The sequence below is a fragment of the Herbaspirillum sp. 1130 genome (assembly GCF_017833835.1).
Classification (GTDB): Bacteria; Pseudomonadota; Gammaproteobacteria; order Burkholderiales; family Burkholderiaceae_D; genus Herbaspirillum; species Herbaspirillum huttiense.
The window spans coordinates 690,712-711,825 of record NZ_JAFICQ010000004.1 but is presented as its reverse complement, the minus strand read 5'-3'; the positions used below and the strand labels follow the sequence as shown (position 1 = coordinate 711,825).

Below are 21,114 nucleotides of genomic sequence, written 5' to 3'. Positions count from 1 at the left end.
ATCAGGAATTCACATGGCCAAACTGGAAGACATCGTGCGCCGGCAGAAGACCGGCGCCACCTTCGTCATCAGCGCACAGATGCTGCAGATGACTCCGCGCGACTTCGATGCGTTAGCCCAGGTCTGGGACGACGAGGGCGGCCCCGGATTCAACGTGGCCGGGGTGCCGTTTCGGGTGGTGGTGGAGGGGGAGTTCCTCATCAGCCGGGTGACGGTGGTGAGGACGACGGCTGAGGTCTGAGGGAAGCTCAGCCCTTGCGCTGCAAGCGATACACCACCGTATCCAGCGCCCGCAATCCGCGCTCCATGAACTTGGGTTCCTTCTCCAGGATATCGCGCCGGTCGATGGCCACCGCCTCGCTATGCGATGCGTAGAGGCGCAACACTTCTTCTTCGGCCACCGAGAACGGCGGGCCTTCCATTTTTTCCTGATCGTATTCCAGCGTGATCAGGAGGCTGCGTGCCTGGGCTGGCAGCCGTCCATAGATTTCTTCCACGTAGCGCGCACGCATGTCCGGGGGCAGGGCGATGAGGGCGGCGCGGTCATAGGCACCGGCACAGTTGGCCAGGGTGGCATTCTCCAGCGCGAAGATGTCGCCGCAGATCAGTTCGATCTGCCCTGCCACGTAATGGCGGCCCTGCGCGCTTTCATGCACTGCCGGGGTCAGCTGGTGCTCGCTGAAGAACTGGGTGATGGCCAGTTCCGACAACTCCACCCCCAGCACGCGATGGCCCTGTTCTGCCAGCCACAGCATGTCCAGCGACTTGCCGCACAAGGGCACCAGCACCGTGCTGCCGGCCGGCAGCGCCAGTTGCGGCCAGTATTTCTGCAGCAGCGGCGTCACCCGCGACTGGTGAAAGTGCGTGCGTCCATCGCGCCAGCGTTCGAGCCAAAATTCCGCTTTCATCCCGTTTCCTTTGAATTTACGCCAGGCAGCCGCAGGGCCTGCCTGGCATCAATGCATCAGCACATCAGCGCATCAGCGCATCAGGTAATCGAGCGCGACACCGGCGAAGATCGCCGCACCCAGCCAGTTGTTGTTGTTGAAGGCCGCGAAGCAGCGCATGCGGTCGCGCTCGCGGATCAGGGTGTAGTGATACACGGCAAAACCGCAGGCCACCAGCATGCCCGCCGTGAACCACAGCCCCAGTCCGTATTGCAGGCCGACCACCCAGATCAGCGCCAGCGCCACCACGTAGCACAGCATGATGGCCGCAACGTCGTAGCGGCCAAAGGTGATGGCCGAGGTCTTGATGCCGATCTTCAGGTCGTCGTCCCGGTCCACCATCGCATACTCGGTGTCATAGGCCACGGCCCAGAAGATGTTGGCCACCAGCAGTACCCAGGCCGCCAGCGGTACGCTGCCGGTCACGCTGGCAAATCCCATCGGGATGCCGAAGCCGAAGGCGATGCCCAGGTAAGCCTGGGGGATGGCGAAGAAACGCTTGAAATACGGATAGCTGCCCGCGATGATCACGGCTGCCACCGACAGTTGCAGCGTCAGCGCATTGAGCGGCAGGATCAGCAGGAAGGACACCAGCGCCAGCACCCCGGCCACCATCAGCGCTTCCCACGATTTGATCTTGCCGGAGGTGAGAGGGCGCTGTTCGGTGCGTTTCACATGCCGGTCGAAGTCGCGGTCGGCATAGTCGTTGATGGCGCAGCCGGCCGAACGCATCAGCACCGTGCCCAGCACGTAGATCACCAGGATGCGCCAGTCGGGTACGCCGCCCGAGGCCAGCCACAGCGCAATGAGCGTGGGCCACAGCAAGAGCAGGATGCCGATGGGTTTGTGGGCGCGCACCAGCAGCGCGTAAAGCCTGAGCCTGTCCATGGAATGTCCGCAAAATCGAAAGTCCGCATTATAATTCGCGTCGCCGTTTCCGCACTGTCGTGCTTTTCAACGCTTGTTTGCTGATGCGCTGACAAAGTGCTGACAGTGGATGCGGTGTGCTACACATCAGCAGAACTTATAAAAACGAATTCTTATTTTCCGAGACATCCCCCGGGTTTCGTGCTGCACGGCCACATGCATTTCTTTTGCCCAAAGCCGGCAGTACGGCTAATGTAACGCGGCTGTCATGGAGCGTTGTTAGCATCAAAACCCCTTTTTTCGAGAGGTTCCCTCTGATGAACATGATGAAAACGCTGATCGCGACCGGTGTCCTGGCGACGATCACTTCCTCTGCCTTCGCTGCAACCGAGATCACCTGGTGGCATTCCATGACCGGCGCCCTGGGCGAACGCGTCAATGCCCTGGCCGACGACTTCAACAAGACCCAGGGTGATTACAAGATCGTGCCGGTCTACAAGGGGACCTACGACGAATCGATGTCGGCTGCCATCGCCGCCTATCGTGCCGGCAATGCGCCCAGCATCCTGCAGGTGTTCGAAGTGGGCACCGCCACCATGATCTACGCCAAGGGCGCGGTCAAGCCGGTGTATGAAGTGATGCAGCAGGCTGGCGAGAAGTTCGACCAGAACGCCTACGTGCCTGCGGTGGCCGGTTACTACTCGACCCCGAAGGGCATGATGTCCTTCCCCTTCAACAGCTCCACCACCATCATGTTCTACAACAAGGACATGTTCGCCAAGGCCGGCCTGGATCCTGAAAAGCCTCCCGTCACCTGGCAGGAATTCGTCGGCATGGCGGCCAAGATCAAGGCCAGCGGTGCCTCGTGTGCTTACACCACGACCTGGCAATCCTGGGTGCATTTGGAATCGTTTTCAACCTGGCACAACGTTGAGCTGGCCACCAAGAACAACGGCTTCGGCGGCCTCGATGCCCGTCTGAAGATGAACAGCCCGCTGCACGTGCGCCACATCGAGAACCTGTCGAACTGGGCCAAGCAGGGCTACTTCACCTACGCCGGCCGCAAGGACGAGGCCAATGCCAAGTTCAATGCGGGCGAGTGCGCCATCATCACCGGTTCGTCCTCGGCCTATGCGGATATCCGCAAGAACGCCAAGTTCAAGTTCGGCGTGGCCACCCTGCCGTATTACAACGACGTGCAGGGCGCACCGCAGAACACCGTCATCGGCGGTGCCTCGCTGTGGGTCATGAACGGCAAGAAGAGCGACGAGTACAAGGGCGTGGCCAAGTTCTTCAGCTACCTCTCCAAGCCGGAAGTGGCCGCCAAGTGGCACCAGGACACCGGTTACCTGCCGGTCACCAAGGCCGCCTACGAACTGACCAAGAGCTCCGGTTTCTATGAGCGCAACCCGGGCACCGACGTCGCCGTCAAGCAGATGATCGTCAAGACCACCGAGAAGTCGCGCGGCCTGCGCCTGGGCAATTACGCCCAGGTTCGTACCGTCTTCGACGAGGAACTGGAAAACGTCTGGACCGGCAAGAAGACCGCCAAGGAAGCCCTGGACTCCGCCGTCAAGCGCGGCGACGAACTGCTGGCCCGTTTCGAGAAGGCCAACAAGGGCAATCAGTAAGTCTCATCAGCAACACCTCCCGTCCCGCCTGAACGCGGTGACGGGACAGGAACCGGCGGTGTGCTCCGTGATCGCGGAGGGCAGCGCCGGCTTCCGTTTTGGGATGTGGTCAAGCTGACCTCCGTTTCCGATTCATTCAACTTCTGCGGCCAGGCGATCCCTGGCTGGAACGATCGTGGAAAAACGCGCGCGATTCACTTCGAAGTGGTTGCCTTATCTGCTGGTGGCACCGCAGATCATCATCACTTTGCTGTTCTTTTTCTGGCCGGCCATCCAGGCCTTGTATCAGTCCATGCTGCTGCAGGATGCCTTCGGCGGCTATTCCGAATTCGTCTGGTTCGACAATTTCAAGACGCTCTTTGCCGATCCGACCTATCTCGAATCCTTCCGCACCACTGCGCTCTTCTCGGCGCTGGTGGCCTTCTTCGGGCTGGCGCTCTCGCTGCTGCTGGCGGTCTTCGCCGACCGCGTGCGCCGGGGCGCTTCGGTCTACAAGACCTTCCTGATCTGGCCTTATGCGGTCTCGCCGGTGGTGGTGGGGGTGCTGTGGATGTTCCTGCTGAGTCCCTCGCTGGGCATCCTCTCGCATGTGCTGGCCTGGCTGGGTTTGCCGTGGGATTACATGATCAATGGCACGCACGCCATGATCCTCATCGTCATTGCCGCCATCTGGAAGCAGATCAGCTACAACTTCCTGTTCTTCCTGGCCGGCCTGCAATCGATTCCCAAGTCGCTCATCGAAGCGGCCGCCATCGATGGTGCGGGTCCGGTCAAGCGCTTCTTCACCATCGTCTTCCCGCTGATCTCGCCGACCACCTTCTTCCTGTTCGTGGTCAACGTGGTCTATGCCTTCTTCGATACTTTCGTCATCGTCGACGCCACTACCCACGGCGGTCCCGGCAAGGATACCGAGATCCTGGTCTACAAGGTCTTCACCGATGGCTTCAAGGGCGGCGACCTGGGCGGCTCGGCGGCGCAATCGGTGGTGCTCATGGCACTGGTGATCCTGCTGACCGTGGTGCAGTTCAAGTACGTTGAAAAGAAGGTGCAATACGCATGAAGCCCGTCGCCATGAACGCTTTCCTGATCTTCCTCACTGCAGAGGTGGCCGCATGATCGAACGCCGTCCCGTCCTCGATTTCCTCAGCCACGTGGTCCTGGTGCTGGGTGTGCTGATCGTGTTCTTCCCGCTGTATGTCGCCTTCGTGGCCAGCACGCAGACTGCCGAGCAGTCGGCCCTGTCGCCGCTGTCGCTGGTGCCGGGCGGGGAATTCATCAACAACTACAGCGCCGTGCTCTTCAAGGGCGCGGCCGGGCAGGTGACCGCACCGCCCGTGCTCAACATGCTGTGGGTGAGCCTGGCCACGGCGCTCATCATCGCCATCGGCAAGATCTCCATCTCCATGCTGTCAGCCTTTGCCATCGTGTATTTCCGTTTTCCGGGGCGCGGGCTGTTCTTCTGGATGATCTTCGTCACGCTGATGCTGCCGGTGGAAGTGCGTATCACGCCGACCTATCAGGTGGTGTCCGATCTCGGCATGCTCAACAGCTATGCGGGCTTGAGCGTACCGCTGATCGCCTCGGCGACCGCCACCTTCCTGTTCCGCCAGTTCTTCCTGACGGTGCCCGATGAACTGGCCGAAGCCGCGCGCATCGATGGGGCCGGGCCGCTGCGCTTCCTCAAGGATGTGCTGTGGCCGCTGTCGCGCACCAACGTCATCGCGCTGTTCGTGATCATGTTCATCTATGGCTGGAACCAGTACCTGTGGCCGCTCATCATCGCCACCGACACCAGCATGTATCCCATCGGCATCGGCATCAAGACGCTGATCTCCGGCGGTGATTCGGCGGTAGAGTGGAACCTGGTGATGGCCACCATGATCCTGGCCATGCTCCCGCCCGGACTGGTGGTGGTGGTCATGCAGAAATGGTTCGTCAAGGGCCTGGTTGATTCCGAGAAATAATTTATATCATTCCGAGAGTTAGAGACTGACAATCATGGCAGCAATCCATCTCAAGCAAGTCCGCAAGACCTATGGTGCCGGCACCAAGGCGGTCGACGTGATCCATGGCATCGATGCCGACATCGCCGATGGCGAATTCATCGTCATGGTCGGGCCCTCGGGCTGCGGCAAATCCACGCTGCTGCGCATGGTCGCCGGGCTGGAAGAAGTCAGCAGCGGACAGATCGTCATCGGCAAGCGCGTGGTCAATGACCTGGAACCCAAGGAACGCGACATCGCCATGGTGTTCCAGAACTATGCGCTGTATCCGCACATGACGGTGTACCAGAACATGGCGTATGGCCTGAAGATCCAGGGCTTGTCCAAGACCGAGATCGACGAGCGCGTGCAGCGTGCCGCCGCCATCCTGGAACTGGGCGCGCTGCTGGAACGCACGCCGCGCCAGCTTTCCGGTGGCCAGCGCCAGCGCGTGGCCATGGGCCGCGCCATCGTGCGCAAGCCCGCCGTGTTCCTCTTCGACGAACCGCTCTCCAACCTGGACGCCAAGCTGCGCGTGCAGATGCGGCTGGAAATCCAGAAGCTGCATGCCAGCCTGCGCACCACCAGCCTCTATGTGACCCACGACCAGGTCGAGGCCATGACCCTGGGCCAGCGGATGATCGTGATGAATCGCGGCGTGGCCGAACAGATCGGCACCCCGGCTGAAGTCTATGCCCGTCCGGCCACCACCTTCGTGGCCAGTTTCATCGGTTCACCGCCGATGAATTTGCTGCAGGGCAGCCTGTCGGCCGACGGGGCCAGCTTCGAGGCCAGCAGGGGCGAGGCCACCGCTACCGTGCGCCTGCCGCAGCCGGTGACCGGTGCGGCCGGCCAGGAGCGCATCCTGGGCGTGCGCCCGGAACACCTGCTGCCCATCCTCGACGGCTCGGCTGCGCAGCTGTCACTGGAGGTGGAGCTGGTCGAAGCGCTGGGTGCGGAATTGCTGGTGCATGCGCGCTGCGGCGGGCAATCGCTGGTGCTGCGTTGCCCGGCCAATGTGCCGGTCAGCACCGGTCAGCGCATCGGGGCGTCGTTCGGGGCGGGGGATGTGCATTGGTTTGATGTGAAGAGCACCCATCGCATCGCCTGACGATCATCGTTTCCCACAGTGGGAAACGAAACGGGCCTCGCAATGGCGAGGCCCGTTTTGCTTGCAAGCTCGCGCAGGGATCAGGCCGCGCTGGCCGACTCTTCGGTGAGCATCTGAACACCATTGAGCTTGCACGCCAGCACCGCCTGATGCACGGCATCGATGGCCGCCTGCCGCGTAAAGCTCTTGCGCCAGGCGATGACCACGCGGCGCGAGGGGGCCGGCGCCACGAAGGGCACATAGCGCACCATGCCTTCGCGCGTATCGGTATCGGGAATGGAGGCGCGTGGCAGCACCGTCACGCCGATGCCGGAAGACACCATGTGACGGATGGTCTCCAGTGACGAGCCTTCGAAGGTGCGGGCGATGCCATCGCCATTGGTGGAGAAGCGCGACATCTCCGGGCAGACTTCCAGCACCTGGTCGCGGAAGCAGTGGCCATTGCCCAGCAACAGCATGGTCTCGCTCTTGAGTTCACGGGCATCGATTTCCTTGCGCTCGGCCCACTTGTGCTGGCGCGGCAATGCCACCATGAATTCTTCATCGTAGAGCGGCAGCACATTCAGTCCGTGCTCGGGGAAGGGCAGGGCCATGATGGCCGCATCGAGTTCACCCTGGCGCAGCAGTTCGATCAGGCGCGTGGTGAAATTCTCCTGCAGGATCAGCGGCATCTGCGGCACGCGCTCGATCATGGTCTTGACCAGCGAAGGCAGCAGGTAGGGACCAATCGTGTAGATGATGCCCAGGCGCAAGGGACCGGAAAGCGGATCCTTGTTCTGGTTGGCGATTTCCTTGATGGCGGCGGTCTGTTCCAGCACGCGCTCGGCCTGGGCCACGATCTGCGCGCCCAGCGGCGTGACCGAGACCTCGGTGCCGCCGCGCTCGAAGATGACCACGCCCAGCTCATCTTCCAGTTTCTTGATGGCCACCGACAGCGTGGGCTGGGCGACGAAACAAGCTTCTGCTGCATGGCCGAAATGCTTTTCCCGCGCGACGGCCACGATGTATTTGAGTTCTGTAAGTGTCATGCTGTTATGCCGGAATCGTTTTCGGGACTATAGCGTATTTTCGCCCGGCTGGTTCTGTGCGGCATCATGGCGCTTTCCCGCCAGATGGCGCAGGATGGAGGCGCATGCGCCAGCGCAGGCAGGCTTTGATTTTGATGTTATCGGCCTGTCATGTCTTGGTCACAATGGGCAGGTATGTTGTCACGCACTTTTCAGGCGAAGGGGAGTGCAGCGTTCGCCACTTTATCTTGGATACGAGGACATGATGGATAAGGAAGAACTGGTCAAGCGCGTCCACCGCGAACTGGCCGACAGCTACGATGAAGAAATGGAACTGGAGCTGGAAGACCGCACCGTCGATCCGGTCACCGGCGAATTTTCCAGCGCCCACGGCAGCGAGGAAAAGGAATACCGCCGCCTGTATTTCCGCGAACTGTTCCGCCTGCAGGGCGAACTGGTCAAGCTGCAGGACTGGGTGGTGCAGACCGGCCACAAGGTGGTGATCGTCTTCGAGGGACGCGATGCGGCCGGCAAGGGCGGTGTCATCAAGCGCATCACCCAGCGCCTGAACCCGCGCGTGGCCCGCGTGGCGGCGCTGCCGGCACCCAATGACCGCGAACGCACGCAATGGTATTTCCAGCGCTATGTATCGCACCTGCCGGCAGCCGGCGAGATCGTGCTGTTTGACCGCAGCTGGTACAACCGTGCGGGTGTGGAGCGCGTGATGGGTTTCTGTACCGACGAGCAATACGAGGAATTCTTCCGCTCGGTGCCCGAGTTCGAACGCATGCTCACGCGTGCCGGCATCCAGGTCATCAAGTACTGGTTCTCGATCACCGATGAAGAGCAGCACCTGCGCTTCCTCTCGCGCATCCACGATCCGCTCAAGCAATGGAAGCTGAGCCCCATGGACCTGGAATCCCGCCGCCGCTGGGAGGAATACACCAAGGCCAAGGAAGTGATGCTGGAACGCACCCACATTCCGGAAGCGCCATGGTGGATCGTGCAGGCGGTGGACAAGAAGAAGGCCCGCCTGAACTGCATCAGCCATCTGCTGCAGCAGATGCCTTACGCGGAAGTGCCGCATCCGACCGTGCTGCTGCCCGAGCGCGAACGCCATGAGGATTACGAGCGCCATCCGGTGCCCGATTCCATGATCGTGCCGGAAATCTACTGATCGGCAGAGCAGGGCGCCGCAATGAAAATGGCCGGAGACTGAGCTCCGGCCATTTTCGTTCGGAGGACGGAACGGCCTGCGCCGCCTGCCGTCCCGGACCCTGTATCAGGCTCAGTCGAAGTACTTGGAAATGACTTCACCGAAGGCCTGTTCCGCCGACATGCCATTGAGCATCAGCTTGCTGATCTCATCGGAATGCTGGTTGATTTCATCCGGCAGCATGTGGCGGTTGGCCTTGAAGTAAGCGTACTTCTCGCCATCGACCGCTTCGCGCGCACGGGCGGCGGCGGTGGTCGGACGGGCGCTGCCGGCGGCGCTGCGGGCCGAGGAGGCACGCGCCGAACGCGGCGTGCTGCGGGTGCCGCTGCCGCCGGTGGCGACGATGCGCTTGATCTGGTCGAGGGTGAAGATGGGCGTCACGTTGCCGGGACCGAATTCGGTTTCCTCGGCGCGGTGCAGGTGATGATTGCCATCGAAGGCCATCTTCTTGTCGAAGCTGTTGATGACTTCATAGTGCGGCTTCTGCACCGAACCGAACATGCTGAAATGGACGCGGTCGCCGTAGGAGCTCATCTGGGTAATCACGCCGTTGAGGAATTCGGCCTTGATCGCCTCGACATTGCCATGCCAGCGTTTGGTTTTGCTTGAACTCAAAATAACTCTTCCAATGATGCAGGCGCGGCCTGGTGTCGATGCTCTTGCCATCGATGCGGCTGTCGCCGCCAAGGTCGCGCGAATTAAAAACGGGGGGATAGAGGCAATATTATCCTCCTCTGCGCGTCTTATTGCATACCCGCGGCGGACTTTTTCTTCATCTGACCATTTCTGCTGCCTGCCGATGAGCCATTTTGGGCAGGATTTACGAGGTTTTTCGCAGAAATTGCTTGAAAAGCATGTCTCAAGCCTTCATATGCTTGCTTTCCGGCAAGTTTGGTCCGGCCCCCGCAGTTCCGGGCAATGTGTCCTCTTTCAAAGGTTTTCCATGCGCCGTAGCCTCCTTTCGCTGTTGACCGTCCTCGGCCTGCTGGCCGCGCTGCATGCCTGGATAGGCTGGCAGCTGCTGCCGGCCCTGACCACCCACGCGGGCTGGATCACGTTGGGCGCAGCGGTGTTGCTGCTGTCCTTCCTGCTGATGCCGGTAGCGCTGGCCGTGCCTTATCTCAAGCGGCGCGGCCTGTCCGAAATCGCCGCCGACCGCGTGGCCTGGGCCGGCATGCTGGCCATGGGGGCGTTCTCTTCGGCGCTGCTGCTCACGCTCTTGCGCGCGCTGGCGCTGGCCGCGCTGCCTTGGCTGCACCTGCCGGCCATCCAGCAGCACGAGATGGTGGAACTGAGCGCCTGGCTGGTGCTGGCCCTCACCGCAGCGGCCACGGTCATCGGCTATCTCAACGCCCGCCGCACCGCTGCCGTGGTGGAGGTCAGCGTGCCCATCGCCAACCTGCCCGCGGCGCTGGAGGGGTTCACCATCGTCCAGATCAGCGACATCCACGTTGGCCCCACCATCAAGGCCCCGTACCTGCAAGCCATCGTCGACAAGGTCAATGCGCTGCAGCCCGACGTGGTGGCCATCACCGGCGACCTGGTCGATGGCAGCGTGCGCCAGCTGGCCCCGCACACCGCGCCGCTGGCGCAACTGCGGGCGCGGCATGGTGCCTACTTCGTCACCGGCAATCACGAGTACTACTCCAATGCCCACGAATGGATCGATGAAGTCCGTCGCCTGGGTGTGACCGTGCTGATGAATGAACACGTGGTCCTGCGCCATGAAGGGGCGGGTCTGGTGCTGGCCGGGGTGACGGACTACACCGCCCATCATTTCGACGAGACCCATCGCAGCGATCCGCATGCCGCCATTGCCGATGCGCCGACCGGCCATCCGCGCGTGCTGCTGGCGCACCAGCCGCGCAGCGCCACGGCGGCCGTCGAGGCCGGCTTCGACCTGCAACTGTCGGGCCATACGCATGGCGGACAATTCTTCCCGTGGAATTTCTTCGTGCCGCTGCAACAGCCCTATGTCGCCGGTCTCAAGCGCCTGCAGGGTCTGTGGATCTACGTCAGCCGTGGCACCGGCTACTGGGGCCCGCCCAAACGGCTGCTGGCCCCGTCCGAAATCACACGCGTGCGCCTGACCACCCGCTGAACCGAGTCACTCCTCGTCCAGCCGCGCCAGCCGCCGCATGGCTTGCGGCGGTTGGCCGAACAGCCGCAGGCAGGCGCGCCGCATGCGCTCGGCATCGCCAAAGCCGGTGGCGCGGGCGATGCTCTCCAGGCTGTCCTGTGATTGTTCGATGCGCAGCCGCGCCGCTTCTGCGCGCATCTGTTCGATGGCGCGCGCCGGGGTCTGGCCGGTCTCGGCCGCAAAGCTGCGGTCGAACTGGCGGCGACTGAGACAGGCCACTTCGGCCAGCGTGTCGACGGTCACTTCCTGATGCAGATGCGCGCGCGCAAAACTGAGTGCGCGGCGGATGCGCTCCGAGCCCCCATCCATTTCCTGCAAGGCCGAGAATTGTGACTGGCCGCCCGGACGGCGGTGATACACCACCAGTTCGCGCGCCACCGATTTGGCCAGTTCCGCACCGTGGTCTTCCTCGATCAGGGCCAGCGCCAGGTCGATCCCGGCGGAAATGCCGGCCGAGGTCCACACCTTGCCATCGCAGGAATAGATGCGGTCGCTGTCCACCTTTACCTGCGGATGCATCTGTTGCAGCTTGGCCGCCATGCGCCAGTGCGTGGTGGCGCGCTTGCCATTGAGCAGGCCTGCGGCCGCCAGCACGAAAGCCCCGGTGCATACACCGGCGATGCGGCGCGAACGGTTGGCTGCGCGCAGGATGTAGCGGCGCAGTGGTTCGGACACCAGCCCCTCGCGCGGCGCACCGCCACCGGCTACCACCAAGGTATCGAAACTGGCGCGGCCGATGCGCTCGGTCTGGATCATCGCCCCGGCCGAACTGCGGATCAGGCCGCCCGGCTCGGAGTACAGCGTGATCCGGTAGAGCGCGCGTCCACTCACGCGGTTGGCGGCATCGAAGGCCGACAGCGGGCCGGTGAAATCGAGCATGCTGCAGTCAGCAAAAATGAGGAAGGCGATGTCGCGCGCGGGCATGGTGCAGAAAACGTCAAATGGCTGGCAATGCCGGAATTATGGCATTCAAGCCATGCGGCTGCACGCCACACTGCAAGGCCTGATCCCTACTGGAGCCTGCCTTGTCCACGCTATCCACTCATCCCGCCACCCTCCCCGGCAGCCCGTCCGCCCATCGCTGGAAGGTCCTGGCCGCAGGCGTTGCCGCCAATGCCAGTTTCTCGGCCGTGTTTTCCGGGATCCCCGTGACTTCGCTGGTGCTGCGCAGCGACTATCACCTGAGCAATGCGCAATTGGGCCTGGCGCTCGGATTGCTGAGCCTGGGCGTGGCCCTGGGTGAACTGCCCTGGGGCGTGCTGACCGATCGCCTGGGGGACCGCAAGGTGCTGCTGGCCGGACTATTGGGGACCAGCGCCGCGCTGTGCCTGCTGATGGCGATGGCGCGGCCGGGGCAGGGCGGTTCGGCCTTTGTGTGGCTATGCGTCGGTCTCACGCTGGCAGGCTTGCTGGGCGGCAGTGTCAACGGTGCCAGTGGACGCGCCATCATGGCCTGGTTCGCAGAGGGCGAGCGGGGACTCGCCATGAGCATCCGCCAGACGGCAGTGCCGCTCGGCGGCGGTATCGGTGCTTTGCTCTTGCCCACGCTGGCAGCGCGGGCCGGCTTCGGTGCGGTGTATGGCTTGCTGATGGCACTGTGCCTGGCCAGCGTCGCGCTGGTGTTGCTGTGGCTGCGCGAGCCGCACAAGGCATCACCTTCGCACACGGCAATTTCTCCTGCGATGCCGGCCTTGCGCAGTCCGCTGGTCTGGCGGCTGGCACTGGGCACCGGCCTCTTGTGTGCGCCCCAGGTGGCGCTGATCAGCTTCGGCGGTATCTTCCTGCATGAAGTGGGGCAGGCCGGTCTGCTCCTCATCAGCGTGTTGCTGACGCTGGTGCAAGTGGGCGCAGCGGTGGCGCGCATTGCCAGTGGCCGCTGGACGGACACACGCGGCCAGCGCCGTCCCTATCTGCGTGCTTGCGCATTGGTCAGTGCGCTGCTGTTCCTGCTGCTGGGCGTGTCTTCGCTCAGCACCCTCTCCGTCTCGCTGCAATGGCTGGGCGGCGTGCTGGTGGCGGCGGGCGTGGTGGTCTCCGCATGGCATGGCGTGGCCTATACCGAGCTGGCTGTGGCGGCGGGTCCGGCACAGGTCGGCACCGCGCTGGGACTGGGCAACAGCTGCGTGTTCGGCGTCTTCTTCCTCACCGCCCAGGCCATTCCGCTGCTGCTGCACTGGCACGGCTGGCCCGCTGTGTGGATAGTCACTGCAGGGGTGGCCTTGCTGGTGTGGCCGCTGTTTCCACCTGCGCGCAATGCACCGGCATCACGCTGATCTGATGAAAAAGACCGGTCTTAGACGACCGGTCTAATTTTCCGTTAGAATGGGCCGATGCGAGAACACTACGACCACAACAAGCGCCACATCCTGCAAGCCGGCCATGCGCTCATTGCGCAGAAGGGCTACACCGGCGTCGGCCTGGCCGAGATCCTGGCGGCGGCGCAGATTCCCAAGGGTTCCTTCTATCACTACTTCGGATCGAAGGAACAATATGGCCGCGAACTGATCGAGCATTATGTGGCCGGCTATCTGGACCGGCTGGATCACGTCCTGTCCGACCGCAGCCAGGGCGGCAGCGCCCGCGAGCGCCTGCTGACCTACTGGGGATACTGGCTGGAAAGCCAGTGCTGCGAAGAAGCCGAGCAGCGTTGCCTGGTGGTCAAGCTCTCCGCCGAAGTGGCCGATCTCTCCGACGACATGCGCCAGGTATTGCACGGCGGCACGCAGCGTTTCATCGAACGCATCGCCGCCTGCATCGAGGAAGGCATCGCCGAAGGCTCGCTGCACACTGTGCTGCAACCGCTGGCCACGGCCACCATGCTGTACCAGCAGTGGCTGGGTGCCAGCCTGCTGTCCAAGCTGGGCCGAGACCGCGCACCGATGGAAGCGGCCATGCTGGTCACGCGGCACGTGCTGGTCGCACCGCAGTAATCAAGCCATATCAGGCCAGAAGGATTCGATGGCGCGCCGCGCCTCTCAATGAACCGAATACGGAAAGGAGTTCCATGACTCAATTGCCCAAGACCAACCGCCGCATCGTCCTCGCTTCGCGTCCCGCTGCCGCTCCCACTGCAGAAAATTTCCGCCTGGAAGAAGTGGCCATTCCGGAAGTACAGGAAGGCCAGATGCTGCTGCGCGGTGAATGGCTCTCGCTGGACCCCTACATGCGCGGCCGCATGAGTGATGCGCCTTCCTACGCACCGCCGGTGGAAATCGATGGCGTCATGACCGGCGGCGTGGTGTCGCGCGTGGTCAGCTCGCGCCATCCCGATTTCAAGGAAGGCGACCTGGTCATGGCCTATACCGGCTGGCAGGAATACGCCATCTCCGACGGCAGCGGTGCCAACAAGCTGCCCGCCGATTTCGCCCATCCCTCGCATGCGCTGGGCGTGCTGGGCATGCCCGGCTACACCGCCTACGCCGGCCTGATCGACATCGGCCAGCCGCGCGCCGGCGAAACCGTGGTCGTGGCCGCCGCTACCGGTGCGGTCGGTTCGCTGGTCGGCCAGATCGCCAAGCAGCGCGGCTGCCACGTGGTCGGTATTGCGGGCGGCGCACAGAAGTGCGAATCGGCAGTCAAGGAACTGGGCTTCGATGCCTGTATCGACCACCGTGCACCTGACTTTGCCGAGCAATTGAAAGCGGCTTGCCCGCGCGGCATCGACGTGTATTTCGAAAACGTTGGCGGCGCCGTCCTCGATGCCGTCATCCCGCTGCTCAACATTCACGCCCGCGTACCGGTGTGCGGCCTGATCGCCCACTACAACGGCGGCGGCCTGGCCACCGAGAGCAGCGCCATCCTGCGCCGCTTGCTGACGCAGCGCATCCGCGTGCAGGGCTTCATCATCTTCGATTACTACGTCAATCGTCCCGACCTGTATGCGGCCTTCCAGAAGGAAGTCGGCACCTGGCTCAAGGAAGGCAAGCTGCACTACCGCGAAGACGTGGTGCAAGGCCTGGAGAAGGCCCCTGAAGCCTTCATGGGCCTGCTGCAAGGCAAGAACTTCGGCAAGCTGGTGGTGAAGCTGGACTGAGTCCGCGCACCGCCCACCGCACGCCTTTTCCGGGGAAGCTACCCGGCCACCGGCACGGCCTGCGAAGGCCGTGCCGACTCGACAAGGATTCCTGCATGATTCCGTTTTCCGTCCTAGATCTGTCGCCGATCAACCAGGGCAGCACCGCCGCCCAGGCCTTCAACAACAGCAAGGAACTGGCACAGCGCGCCGAAGCCTTGGGCTACAAACGCTACTGGCTGGCCGAGCATCACAACATGCCCGGCATCGCCAGCGCGGCTACATCCCTGGTGATTTCGCACGTGGCAGCCAACACCAAAACCATCCGCGTCGGCTCGGGCGGCATCATGCTGCCCAACCACTCGCCGCTGGTCATCGCCGAGCAGTTCGGCACGCTGGAGTCTCTCTATCCCGGCCGCATCGACCTGGGCCTGGGCCGCGCGCCGGGTTCCGACCAGCGCACCGCGCGCGCCCTGCGCCGCCACATGGGCGGGGATACGGCAGACAACTTCCCGCAGGACGTCATCGAGCTGCAGGAATATTTCGACGAACCCTCGGACTACCAGAACCTGCGTGCCGTCCCGGGCAGCGGTCTCAAAGTGCCGATCTGGCTGCTGGGTTCCAGCATGTTCAGCGCCCAGCTGGCGGCCGAACTCGGTTTGCCGTTCGCCTTCGCGTCGCACTTTGCGCCGGGCTTCATGAAGTCGGCCGTGCAGATCTACCGCGAGCGCTTCAAGCCGTCGGCGACCTTGAAGAAGCCTTACGTGATGCTGGCCCTGAATGTCTTCGCCGCCGATACCCAGCGCGAAGCCGAGCGTCTCTTCACCTCGCTGCAGCAGCAGTTCCTCAACCTCATCCGGGGTACACCCGGCCAGCTGCGTCCGCCGGTGGATGACATCGATGCGCTGTGGCAGCCCGGTGAACAGGCCCATGTCGAGCGCTCGCTCTCCTGCGCCGTGGTCGGTGACCGCGAGACCGTGGAAGAAGGCCTGCAAGCCTTCATCGATGAACATGCGCCCGATGAGCTCATCATCACCGCGCAGATCTACGATCACGCGGCGCGCCTGCACTCCTTCGAGATTGCAGCGCAAGCGCGCGAGGCATTGAAGGAATCGGTCACGATCTGATTGACGGTTTGCACGTAAAAATGGCGGCAGGGACTTCAGTCCTTGCCGCCATTTTTTTCATCCCTACAAAGCGATGCAGGTGATGCGGGTGATGACTTTATTCCATCCCCAGCATCCGCGCCAGGCTGTTGCCGCTCTTTTCGCTGACCAGGTGAATGTGTTCCTCCAGCGAGACCAGATGCGCTTCCATGGCCGCCACCGCACCCTCGCTATCGCCGCGCTCGATCAGGTCGACGATATGCGTATGTTCATCGTGCTCGCAGGCTGCATATCCGGCCGGCTCATGCAGCGCCACGATCAGCGAGCAGCGTGAGACCAGTTCGCCCAGATAGCGCTGCAGCGTGGCATTGCGCGACAGCTCGGCTACCCGCATGTGGAAGGACGAGGCCAGGCGCGCCCAGTGGGTCTGCGCATAGCTGTGCATGACCTGGTGCTCTTCCTTGAGCTGGCGGCGCAGCTTGGCCAGGTCGGCGCGCGTCGCATTGCGTACGGCCAGCCGCATGATGGCGCCTTCCAGTGCGCGCCGCGCCTCGAAGATCTCGCGGGTCTCTTCCGGTGTCGGCATGGCCACCACGGCACCGCGATTGGGCCGCAACTCGACGATGTGTTCGTGCGCCAGTTTCTGCAGCGCCTTCTGCACCACCGTGCGCCCCACGCCGAACAGTTCGCACAGCGCCGCCTCCGGCAGCTTGGTGCCGGGGGTGAGGCGCTGGCTCATCACGCTGTCGAAGACGGTCTGGTAGATGCGCACGATGATGTCCTCGCCCGCTTCGCCTTCCAGTACCAGGGGCGCGGTATCGGCCAGGTCGTCGTGCCGCACGCGCGGACGGCCGGCGCGGCTCTGGCGGGCCGGTGCCGCTGCCGGTTTGGTGGCGTGCTCCTGGGACTTGCCAGTGCGGGAAGTCGGCTTGGCCGTCTTGCGGGGAGAGAGGTCGCTCATCGTCTAGTCATGGGGTGGATCATGCCCGGTCTCACTGCGCTGCCTGCAGGCTGCGCCACAGGCGCGTCGCCAGCCCGATCAGGGCCAGGTCGCTACCGGCCGGGCCGAGCAATGATACGCCGATCGGCAGCCCGGCGGGAGTGGTGAAGGGCATGCTCACCTGCGGCAAGCCCGCCAGTCCGGCCACGCAGGTCAGGCGGAAGGTGCGCGCACGCACCTGGTCGATCTCGGCCGCCGTGGCGTCACGCAAGGGCGCCACGCTGGATGCGGACGGCATCACCGCCACTCCGTCGGCGCCCAGCAGGGAGCGTACACGATGCCGCACCAGATCCTGTTTCTCGCGCGCGGCGCGGGCGGTGTCGGCGCTGATGTTCTGCGCCATGTCCCAGCGCGCCTGCACCGCAGGACCGAATACCGGACGCGCCGAACTGATCCACGCTCCGTGGCATTGCCAGGCATCGAAGGCCGAGGCATGGATGTAGGCCTGACGCCACCTCTCCAGTTCGCTTTCGTCGCCCGACAGCCGCATGTGCTCGCCGGGCAGTTCGCTGCGCAGTGCGTCATAGACCCGCTGCACGACCGGATGGAAGTCGGCCTCGGCCAGTTCCAGCAGATCGAACGGCAGCAAGACCTTGCGCAGTTGCGCGGATCCGGTCTTGGGCAGCAGCACCTGTCCGACCCGTTCGAAGGTCCCCGCATCATGCGCCAGCCAGGTGGCCGTATCGAAGCTGGGGCACAGCGGCGCCATGCTGGCCGTGGAGAGCAAGCCGAAGCTGGTACGCAGGCCCCACACGCCGCAATAGCTGGCCGGTACGCGGGTCGAGCCGCCGGTGTCGGTGCCCAGCGCGAAGTCGCACAGGCGCGCCGCCACCGCGGCGGCCGAGCCGCTGGAGGAGCCGCCCGGCACGCGCTCCGGTGCGGCGCTGTTGACCGGCGTGCCGTAATGATGGTTGTCGCCGTGAATGCTGTAGGCCAGTTCATCGGTCAGGGTCTTGCCGACCAGCGTGGCGCCGGCCTGCAGCAACTGCTCCACCAGCGCATTGCTGCGCGTGGGGATGTGATGGCTGCGCAGCCAGTCCGGGTTGCCGGCGCCGGTCGGGTGGCCAGCCACGTCGAACAAGTCCTTGGCAGCGAAGCGCAACCCGGCCAGCGGGCCGCTGGCAGCGCCCGGCAGGGTGAAGCGGCCATGCGGCACGAAGGCACCTACATGGTCATTGATTTCGAAGGCATTAGTGCGGGTGGCCATGGCCTGGGCAGTGCTCAATTCATTCTCCTGGTGCGTCATGCCGGCTCAGAACGGCTGGCGTAATTGTTCGAGGCTGTCCACGTGGTCGCAGATCGCGCCGGGTGTGGTGAACCAGATCTCGCCGCGATCGCGCGCCGCCGCCAGGTGCTGCAGGGCGGTGCGCAGATGGCGCAGGCGATAAGGCTGGCCGACCAGGTAGGGATGCAGGGCAATGCCCATCACCAGTGGCTGGCGCAGCGCCTGTTCACGCATCTCGTCGAAGTTGTCCACGATCATGCGGGCGAAGTCGCGGCCATCCATCTGGCGCGCCACGATCATGGGGATGTCGTTCAATTCCTGCGGATAGGGAATCGACCACAGCGTCTCGCCGGTGCGGGTGCGCATGCGTACCGGCTGGTCGTCATGGGCCCAGTTCAGGTTGTAGCGATAGCCGGTTTCCTGCAGCAGGTCGGGCGTGACCAGGCTCTCCGAAATCCAGGGCGAGAGCCAGCCCGTGGGCGCTACGCCGCTCTCGGCCTGGATGCGGGTGCGGCAGTGGCGCAGCAGGGCCGCTTCGGCTTCCTCGTCCAGCGTGCCTTGCTGATGTGCATTGGTGTGGCCGTGGCCGATCAGTTCATCGCCGCGCGCGGCGAAGGCTTCCACCAGTTCCGGGCAATGATCGTAGAGCGCGGTGTTGATGAGCACGCCGGCCGGCAGGCCCAGTTGTTCGAACAGTTCCAGGCAGCGCCAGGCGCCGACACGGTTGCCGTATTCACGCCAGGCATAGTTGAGGACGTCGGGCTCCGGACAGACCGGCCCCAGCTTGGCACCCAACCCTTCACCGAAGGCAAAGTGCTCGATGTTGAAGCCCAGGTACACCGCCAGTCTGGCGCCATTGGGCCAGCAATAGTCGGGCCGGCGATGGATGGGCGAATAGCCGAAGCGGCCATGCGAGCGCAGCACGCCATAGGCATCCCGTCCATCATCATGGCCCAGCGCTTCGCCCGCATTGGGCGGCAGAATCGTCGCTTGCATGCCGCCTCCTTACAGCTCGGCCAAGCCGGCGCGCACCAGCAGGCGTTCGGCACTGTCGTTCCATACATCCATCTGCACGATCAGCCCGTGGCGGATCACGTAGCGGTCCACGTAGCGATTGCCTTCGAAGGCCTCGCCATCGGGCCACACGCCAAACAGCGTGCCACGGTTGTAGACGATGGCTTGTTCGACCGTGGCACCGGCTACCACTTCGGTGCCCTCGAAACGCTTCTTGACCCAGCCATAGCGGGTGGCGTTGAAGGCTGCGCATTGCGCCGGGTCGATCATTTCCCGGCCGCCGGTAAAGCGGATCTTCAGCTCCGGTGAGACGAAGCGGCGCGCGGCCACCGGGTCGGGAATCATCAGCACGCGCAGGTATTCGTCCACCAGGGCGGCCGGATCATAGGGCAGGGGAGGCAGGGTTGTTCCCTGTCCGGTGATTGATGATGGTGCGGCGTGCATCATTTTCTCCATGGTTTGCACAAGCATTGTGCATTATTGAATGCAAGTTAAATATCCAATCAGCAGCAATATGCCGTATTTAATGCCGCCAATATTAGAGAGATATTGTCGGCAAAAATTAATGCTTCCTGCTGCGCTTGGCATAGCCCTTGCATAAGTCATGCCGGGCAAAGCCACACACTCACTTCTCGCAAACCTTTGGAGGCAACACCATGATTCGCCTGACCCGCCGTACCCTCATCGCCGCCGCAGCCGCCACCCTCGCCGCCGCGCTGTCGCCGCTGGCACTGGCCGCCGACCCCATCAAGATCGGCCTGGTCACGGCCCTTTCCGGCCAGTCGGCCCAGGCCGGCGAAGCCTTGACGCGCGGCATGAGCATTGCCATCGACGAGATCAACGCCAAGGGCGGCCTGCTGGGCGGGCGCAAGCTGGAGCTGGTGCGCCGCGATGACGAAGGCAATCCGGCCAAGGGCGTGGTGGCCGCACGCGAACTGATCTTCAAGGAAAAGGTGGCGGTGCTGTTCGGGGGCCTGGATACGCCGGTTTCGATGGCCATCGTGCCCATCATCAACCAGGAGAAAGTGCCCTTCGTCGGCCCCTGGGCAGCCGGCACCGGTGTGACGAAGAATGGTGCCAATCCCAACTACGCCTTCCGCGTGTCGGCAGTGGATGAACTGGTGGACAAGGCCATGCTCAACTACGCGCAGAAGACCTTCAAGAGCAGCAAGGCCGGGCTGATCCTGGTCAACAATCCTTGGGGCGAATCGAATGAAAAAGGCATCGTCGCCGCGCTCGCCGAGAAGGGCCTGAAGCCGGCCGGCATCGAGAAATTCGAAGCCAGCGACGTCGACGTGGTGCCGCAACTGAGCCGCTTGAAGGCGGCCGGTGCCGACACCCTCTATCTGGTTGGCAACGTCGGCCCCTCGGCCCAGGTGGTCAAGTCGCTCGACCGCATGGGCTGGAAGGTGCCGGTGGTCTCGCACTGGGGCCCGGCCGGCGGCCGCTTCACCGAACTGGCCGGACCGAACGCGAAGAACGTGCACTTCATCCAGACCTTCAGCTTCTTCGGCAAGCTCTCGCCGGTGGGCGAGAAGGTGGTGGCCGAACTGAAGGCCAAGTACCCCGCCATCAAGGGCCCGGACGACATCACCCCGGCCGTGGGTGTGGCCAATGCCTATGACGGCATGCAGCTGGCCGCACTGGCCATCGCCAAGGCCGGCTCCACTAACGGCGATGCGGTGCGCGAAGGCTTCTACAAGATCGATCGTTATGAAGGCCTGATCAAGACCTACGTCAAGCCCTTCAGCCCGACCGTGCATGACGCCCTGCAAGCCGATGACTACGTCTGGGCGCAATTCATCGACAACCGCATCCTGCCGGTTGGCCTGGCCCAGTAACACCTTTTGCAAAGA

21 protein-coding genes are annotated in these 21,114 nt (G+C 63.5%); 12 read left to right on the top strand and 9 right to left on the bottom strand.

Annotated features, from left to right (window positions below; all coding sequences use genetic code 11):
* Positions 1–13 precede the first annotated feature (13 nt).
* Complete coding sequence (locus JOD78_RS21040) at positions 14–241, top strand: hypothetical protein (protein WP_088755680.1); 228 nt, start codon at positions 14–16, stop codon at positions 239–241.
* Positions 242–248: 7 nt separating this feature from the next.
* Here JOD78_RS21040 and JOD78_RS21035 read toward each other — a convergent pair whose 3' ends face one another.
* Both JOD78_RS21035 and ubiA read right to left on the bottom strand, forming a co-directional pair.
* Positions 249–908 carry a thiopurine S-methyltransferase gene (locus tag JOD78_RS21035; protein ID WP_209567581.1) on the bottom strand — a complete coding sequence of 220 codons (660 nt, stop codon included), beginning with the start codon at positions 906–908 and terminating at the stop codon, positions 249–251.
* Positions 909–980: 72 nt separating this feature from the next.
* On the bottom strand, positions 981–1,835 hold the full coding sequence (gene ubiA, locus JOD78_RS21030) for a 4-hydroxybenzoate octaprenyltransferase (protein WP_039786971.1): 855 nt from the start codon (positions 1,833–1,835) through the stop codon (positions 981–983).
* A 296-nt stretch (positions 1,836–2,131) separates the two neighbouring features.
* Between ubiA and ugpB the strand changes: the two genes are divergently transcribed.
* The 4 genes from ugpB to JOD78_RS21010 all read left to right on the top strand — a co-directional run bounded on the left by ugpB (position 2,132) and on the right by JOD78_RS21010 (position 6,538).
* Positions 2,132–3,445, top strand: coding sequence for a sn-glycerol-3-phosphate ABC transporter substrate-binding protein UgpB (gene ugpB / locus JOD78_RS21025; RefSeq protein WP_121043755.1), 1,314 nt, complete (start codon positions 2,132–2,134; stop codon positions 3,443–3,445).
* 175 nt (positions 3,446–3,620) lie between these two features.
* Entirely contained in the window at positions 3,621–4,505 is an 885-nt protein-coding gene (gene ugpA, locus JOD78_RS21020; protein WP_088755676.1) for a sn-glycerol-3-phosphate ABC transporter permease UgpA, read from the top strand.
* 52 nt (positions 4,506–4,557) lie between these two features.
* A complete protein-coding gene (gene ugpE / locus JOD78_RS21015) occupies positions 4,558–5,409 on the top strand; it encodes a sn-glycerol-3-phosphate ABC transporter permease UgpE (RefSeq protein WP_034341291.1) in 852 nt (283 codons plus the stop codon).
* A gap of 34 nt (positions 5,410–5,443) precedes the next feature.
* A complete protein-coding gene (locus JOD78_RS21010) occupies positions 5,444–6,538 on the top strand; it encodes a sn-glycerol-3-phosphate import ATP-binding protein UgpC (RefSeq protein ID WP_121043752.1) in 1,095 nt (364 codons plus the stop codon).
* Between the two features lie 80 nt (positions 6,539–6,618).
* Here the strand turns inward: JOD78_RS21010 and JOD78_RS21005 are convergent, their stop codons facing one another.
* Positions 6,619–7,566 carry a LysR substrate-binding domain-containing protein gene (locus JOD78_RS21005; RefSeq protein WP_121043749.1) on the bottom strand — a complete coding sequence of 316 codons (948 nt, stop codon included), beginning with the start codon at positions 7,564–7,566 and terminating at the stop codon, positions 6,619–6,621.
* Positions 7,567–7,810: 244 nt separating this feature from the next.
* On the opposite strand from JOD78_RS21005, the gene ppk2 reads away from it, so the two are divergent.
* Positions 7,811–8,722 (top strand): polyphosphate kinase 2, encoded by a 912-nt coding sequence (gene ppk2 / locus JOD78_RS21000; RefSeq protein WP_209567707.1) that lies wholly within the window; start codon positions 7,811–7,813, stop codon positions 8,720–8,722.
* Between the two features lie 111 nt (positions 8,723–8,833).
* Here ppk2 and JOD78_RS20995 read toward each other — a convergent pair whose 3' ends face one another.
* The gene (locus JOD78_RS20995; protein ID WP_034341298.1) at positions 8,834–9,376 is read right to left on the bottom strand and encodes a hypothetical protein; all 543 of its coding nucleotides are present in this window, start codon (positions 9,374–9,376) and stop codon (positions 8,834–8,836) included.
* A 328-nt stretch (positions 9,377–9,704) separates the two neighbouring features.
* On the opposite strand from JOD78_RS20995, the gene JOD78_RS20990 reads away from it, so the two are divergent.
* Positions 9,705–10,862, top strand: coding sequence for a metallophosphoesterase (locus JOD78_RS20990; RefSeq protein WP_209567579.1), 1,158 nt, complete (start codon positions 9,705–9,707; stop codon positions 10,860–10,862).
* A 6-nt stretch (positions 10,863–10,868) separates the two neighbouring features.
* Here JOD78_RS20990 and JOD78_RS20985 read toward each other — a convergent pair whose 3' ends face one another.
* Positions 10,869–11,825 (bottom strand): GlxA family transcriptional regulator, encoded by a 957-nt coding sequence (locus tag JOD78_RS20985; protein WP_209567577.1) that lies wholly within the window; start codon positions 11,823–11,825, stop codon positions 10,869–10,871.
* 101 nt (positions 11,826–11,926) lie between these two features.
* Between JOD78_RS20985 and JOD78_RS20980 the strand changes: the two genes are divergently transcribed.
* From JOD78_RS20980 to JOD78_RS20965, 4 genes are all read left to right on the top strand, one after another.
* Positions 11,927–13,174, top strand: a complete 1,248-nt coding sequence (locus tag JOD78_RS20980) for an MFS transporter (protein ID WP_209567575.1) — start codon at positions 11,927–11,929, stop codon at positions 13,172–13,174.
* Positions 13,175–13,231: 57 nt separating this feature from the next.
* Positions 13,232–13,831 (top strand): TetR/AcrR family transcriptional regulator, encoded by a 600-nt coding sequence (locus JOD78_RS20975; protein ID WP_039787399.1) that lies wholly within the window; start codon positions 13,232–13,234, stop codon positions 13,829–13,831.
* A gap of 74 nt (positions 13,832–13,905) precedes the next feature.
* Positions 13,906–14,934, top strand: coding sequence for an NADP-dependent oxidoreductase (locus tag JOD78_RS20970; RefSeq protein ID WP_039786989.1), 1,029 nt, complete (start codon positions 13,906–13,908; stop codon positions 14,932–14,934).
* A 95-nt stretch (positions 14,935–15,029) separates the two neighbouring features.
* Entirely contained in the window at positions 15,030–16,040 is a 1,011-nt protein-coding gene (locus tag JOD78_RS20965; RefSeq protein WP_134136597.1) for an LLM class flavin-dependent oxidoreductase, read from the top strand.
* A 97-nt stretch (positions 16,041–16,137) separates the two neighbouring features.
* Here JOD78_RS20965 and JOD78_RS20960 read toward each other — a convergent pair whose 3' ends face one another.
* From JOD78_RS20960 to JOD78_RS20945, 4 genes are read right to left on the bottom strand one after another with little or no spacing between them, the layout of a single operon-like run.
* Positions 16,138–16,980: a GntR family transcriptional regulator gene (locus JOD78_RS20960; RefSeq protein WP_204725962.1), complete on the bottom strand. Its 843-nt coding sequence runs from the start codon at positions 16,978–16,980 to the stop codon at positions 16,138–16,140.
* Positions 16,981–17,011: 31 nt separating this feature from the next.
* Positions 17,012–18,244: an amidase gene (locus JOD78_RS20955; protein WP_209567573.1), complete on the bottom strand. Its 1,233-nt coding sequence runs from the start codon at positions 18,242–18,244 to the stop codon at positions 17,012–17,014.
* Positions 18,245–18,271: 27 nt separating this feature from the next.
* On the bottom strand, positions 18,272–19,240 hold the full coding sequence (locus JOD78_RS20950) for a polysaccharide deacetylase family protein (RefSeq protein WP_209567571.1): 969 nt from the start codon (positions 19,238–19,240) through the stop codon (positions 18,272–18,274).
* A gap of 9 nt (positions 19,241–19,249) precedes the next feature.
* Positions 19,250–19,702, bottom strand: a complete 453-nt coding sequence (locus tag JOD78_RS20945) for a hypothetical protein (RefSeq protein WP_051156467.1) — start codon at positions 19,700–19,702, stop codon at positions 19,250–19,252.
* A gap of 212 nt (positions 19,703–19,914) precedes the next feature.
* On the opposite strand from JOD78_RS20945, the gene JOD78_RS20940 reads away from it, so the two are divergent.
* Positions 19,915–21,099: an ABC transporter substrate-binding protein gene (locus JOD78_RS20940; protein WP_034332429.1), complete on the top strand. Its 1,185-nt coding sequence runs from the start codon at positions 19,915–19,917 to the stop codon at positions 21,097–21,099.
* The last annotated feature ends 15 nt before the right edge of the window (positions 21,100–21,114 follow it).

Excerpts from the sequence above, each read along its gene's own strand:
- JOD78_RS21040 (WP_088755680.1), top strand. The coding sequence starts at position 14 with ATGGCCAAACTGGAAGACATCGTGCGCCGGCAGAAGACCGGCGCCACC.
- JOD78_RS21035 (WP_209567581.1), bottom strand. The coding sequence starts at position 908 with ATGAAAGCGGAATTTTGGCTCGAACGCTGGCGCGATGGACGCACGCAC.
- ubiA (WP_039786971.1), bottom strand. The coding sequence starts at position 1,835 with ATGGACAGGCTCAGGCTTTACGCGCTGCTGGTGCGCGCCCACAAACCC.
- ugpB (WP_121043755.1), top strand. The coding sequence starts at position 2,132 with ATGAACATGATGAAAACGCTGATCGCGACCGGTGTCCTGGCGACGATC.
- ugpE (WP_034341291.1), top strand. The coding sequence starts at position 4,558 with ATGATCGAACGCCGTCCCGTCCTCGATTTCCTCAGCCACGTGGTCCTG.
- JOD78_RS21010 (WP_121043752.1), top strand. The coding sequence starts at position 5,444 with ATGGCAGCAATCCATCTCAAGCAAGTCCGCAAGACCTATGGTGCCGGC.
- JOD78_RS21005 (WP_121043749.1), bottom strand. The coding sequence starts at position 7,566 with ATGACACTTACAGAACTCAAATACATCGTGGCCGTCGCGCGGGAAAAG.
- ppk2 (WP_209567707.1), top strand. The coding sequence starts at position 7,811 with ATGGATAAGGAAGAACTGGTCAAGCGCGTCCACCGCGAACTGGCCGAC.
- JOD78_RS20990 (WP_209567579.1), top strand. The coding sequence starts at position 9,705 with ATGCGCCGTAGCCTCCTTTCGCTGTTGACCGTCCTCGGCCTGCTGGCC.
- JOD78_RS20985 (WP_209567577.1), bottom strand. The coding sequence starts at position 11,825 with ATGCCCGCGCGCGACATCGCCTTCCTCATTTTTGCTGACTGCAGCATG.
- JOD78_RS20975 (WP_039787399.1), top strand. The coding sequence starts at position 13,232 with ATGCGAGAACACTACGACCACAACAAGCGCCACATCCTGCAAGCCGGC.
- JOD78_RS20970 (WP_039786989.1), top strand. The coding sequence starts at position 13,906 with ATGACTCAATTGCCCAAGACCAACCGCCGCATCGTCCTCGCTTCGCGT.
- JOD78_RS20965 (WP_134136597.1), top strand. The coding sequence starts at position 15,030 with ATGATTCCGTTTTCCGTCCTAGATCTGTCGCCGATCAACCAGGGCAGC.
- JOD78_RS20960 (WP_204725962.1), bottom strand. The coding sequence starts at position 16,980 with ATGAGCGACCTCTCTCCCCGCAAGACGGCCAAGCCGACTTCCCGCACT.
- JOD78_RS20950 (WP_209567571.1), bottom strand. The coding sequence starts at position 19,240 with ATGCAAGCGACGATTCTGCCGCCCAATGCGGGCGAAGCGCTGGGCCAT.
- JOD78_RS20945 (WP_051156467.1), bottom strand. The coding sequence starts at position 19,702 with ATGCACGCCGCACCATCATCAATCACCGGACAGGGAACAACCCTGCCT.
- JOD78_RS20940 (WP_034332429.1), top strand. The coding sequence starts at position 19,915 with ATGATTCGCCTGACCCGCCGTACCCTCATCGCCGCCGCAGCCGCCACC.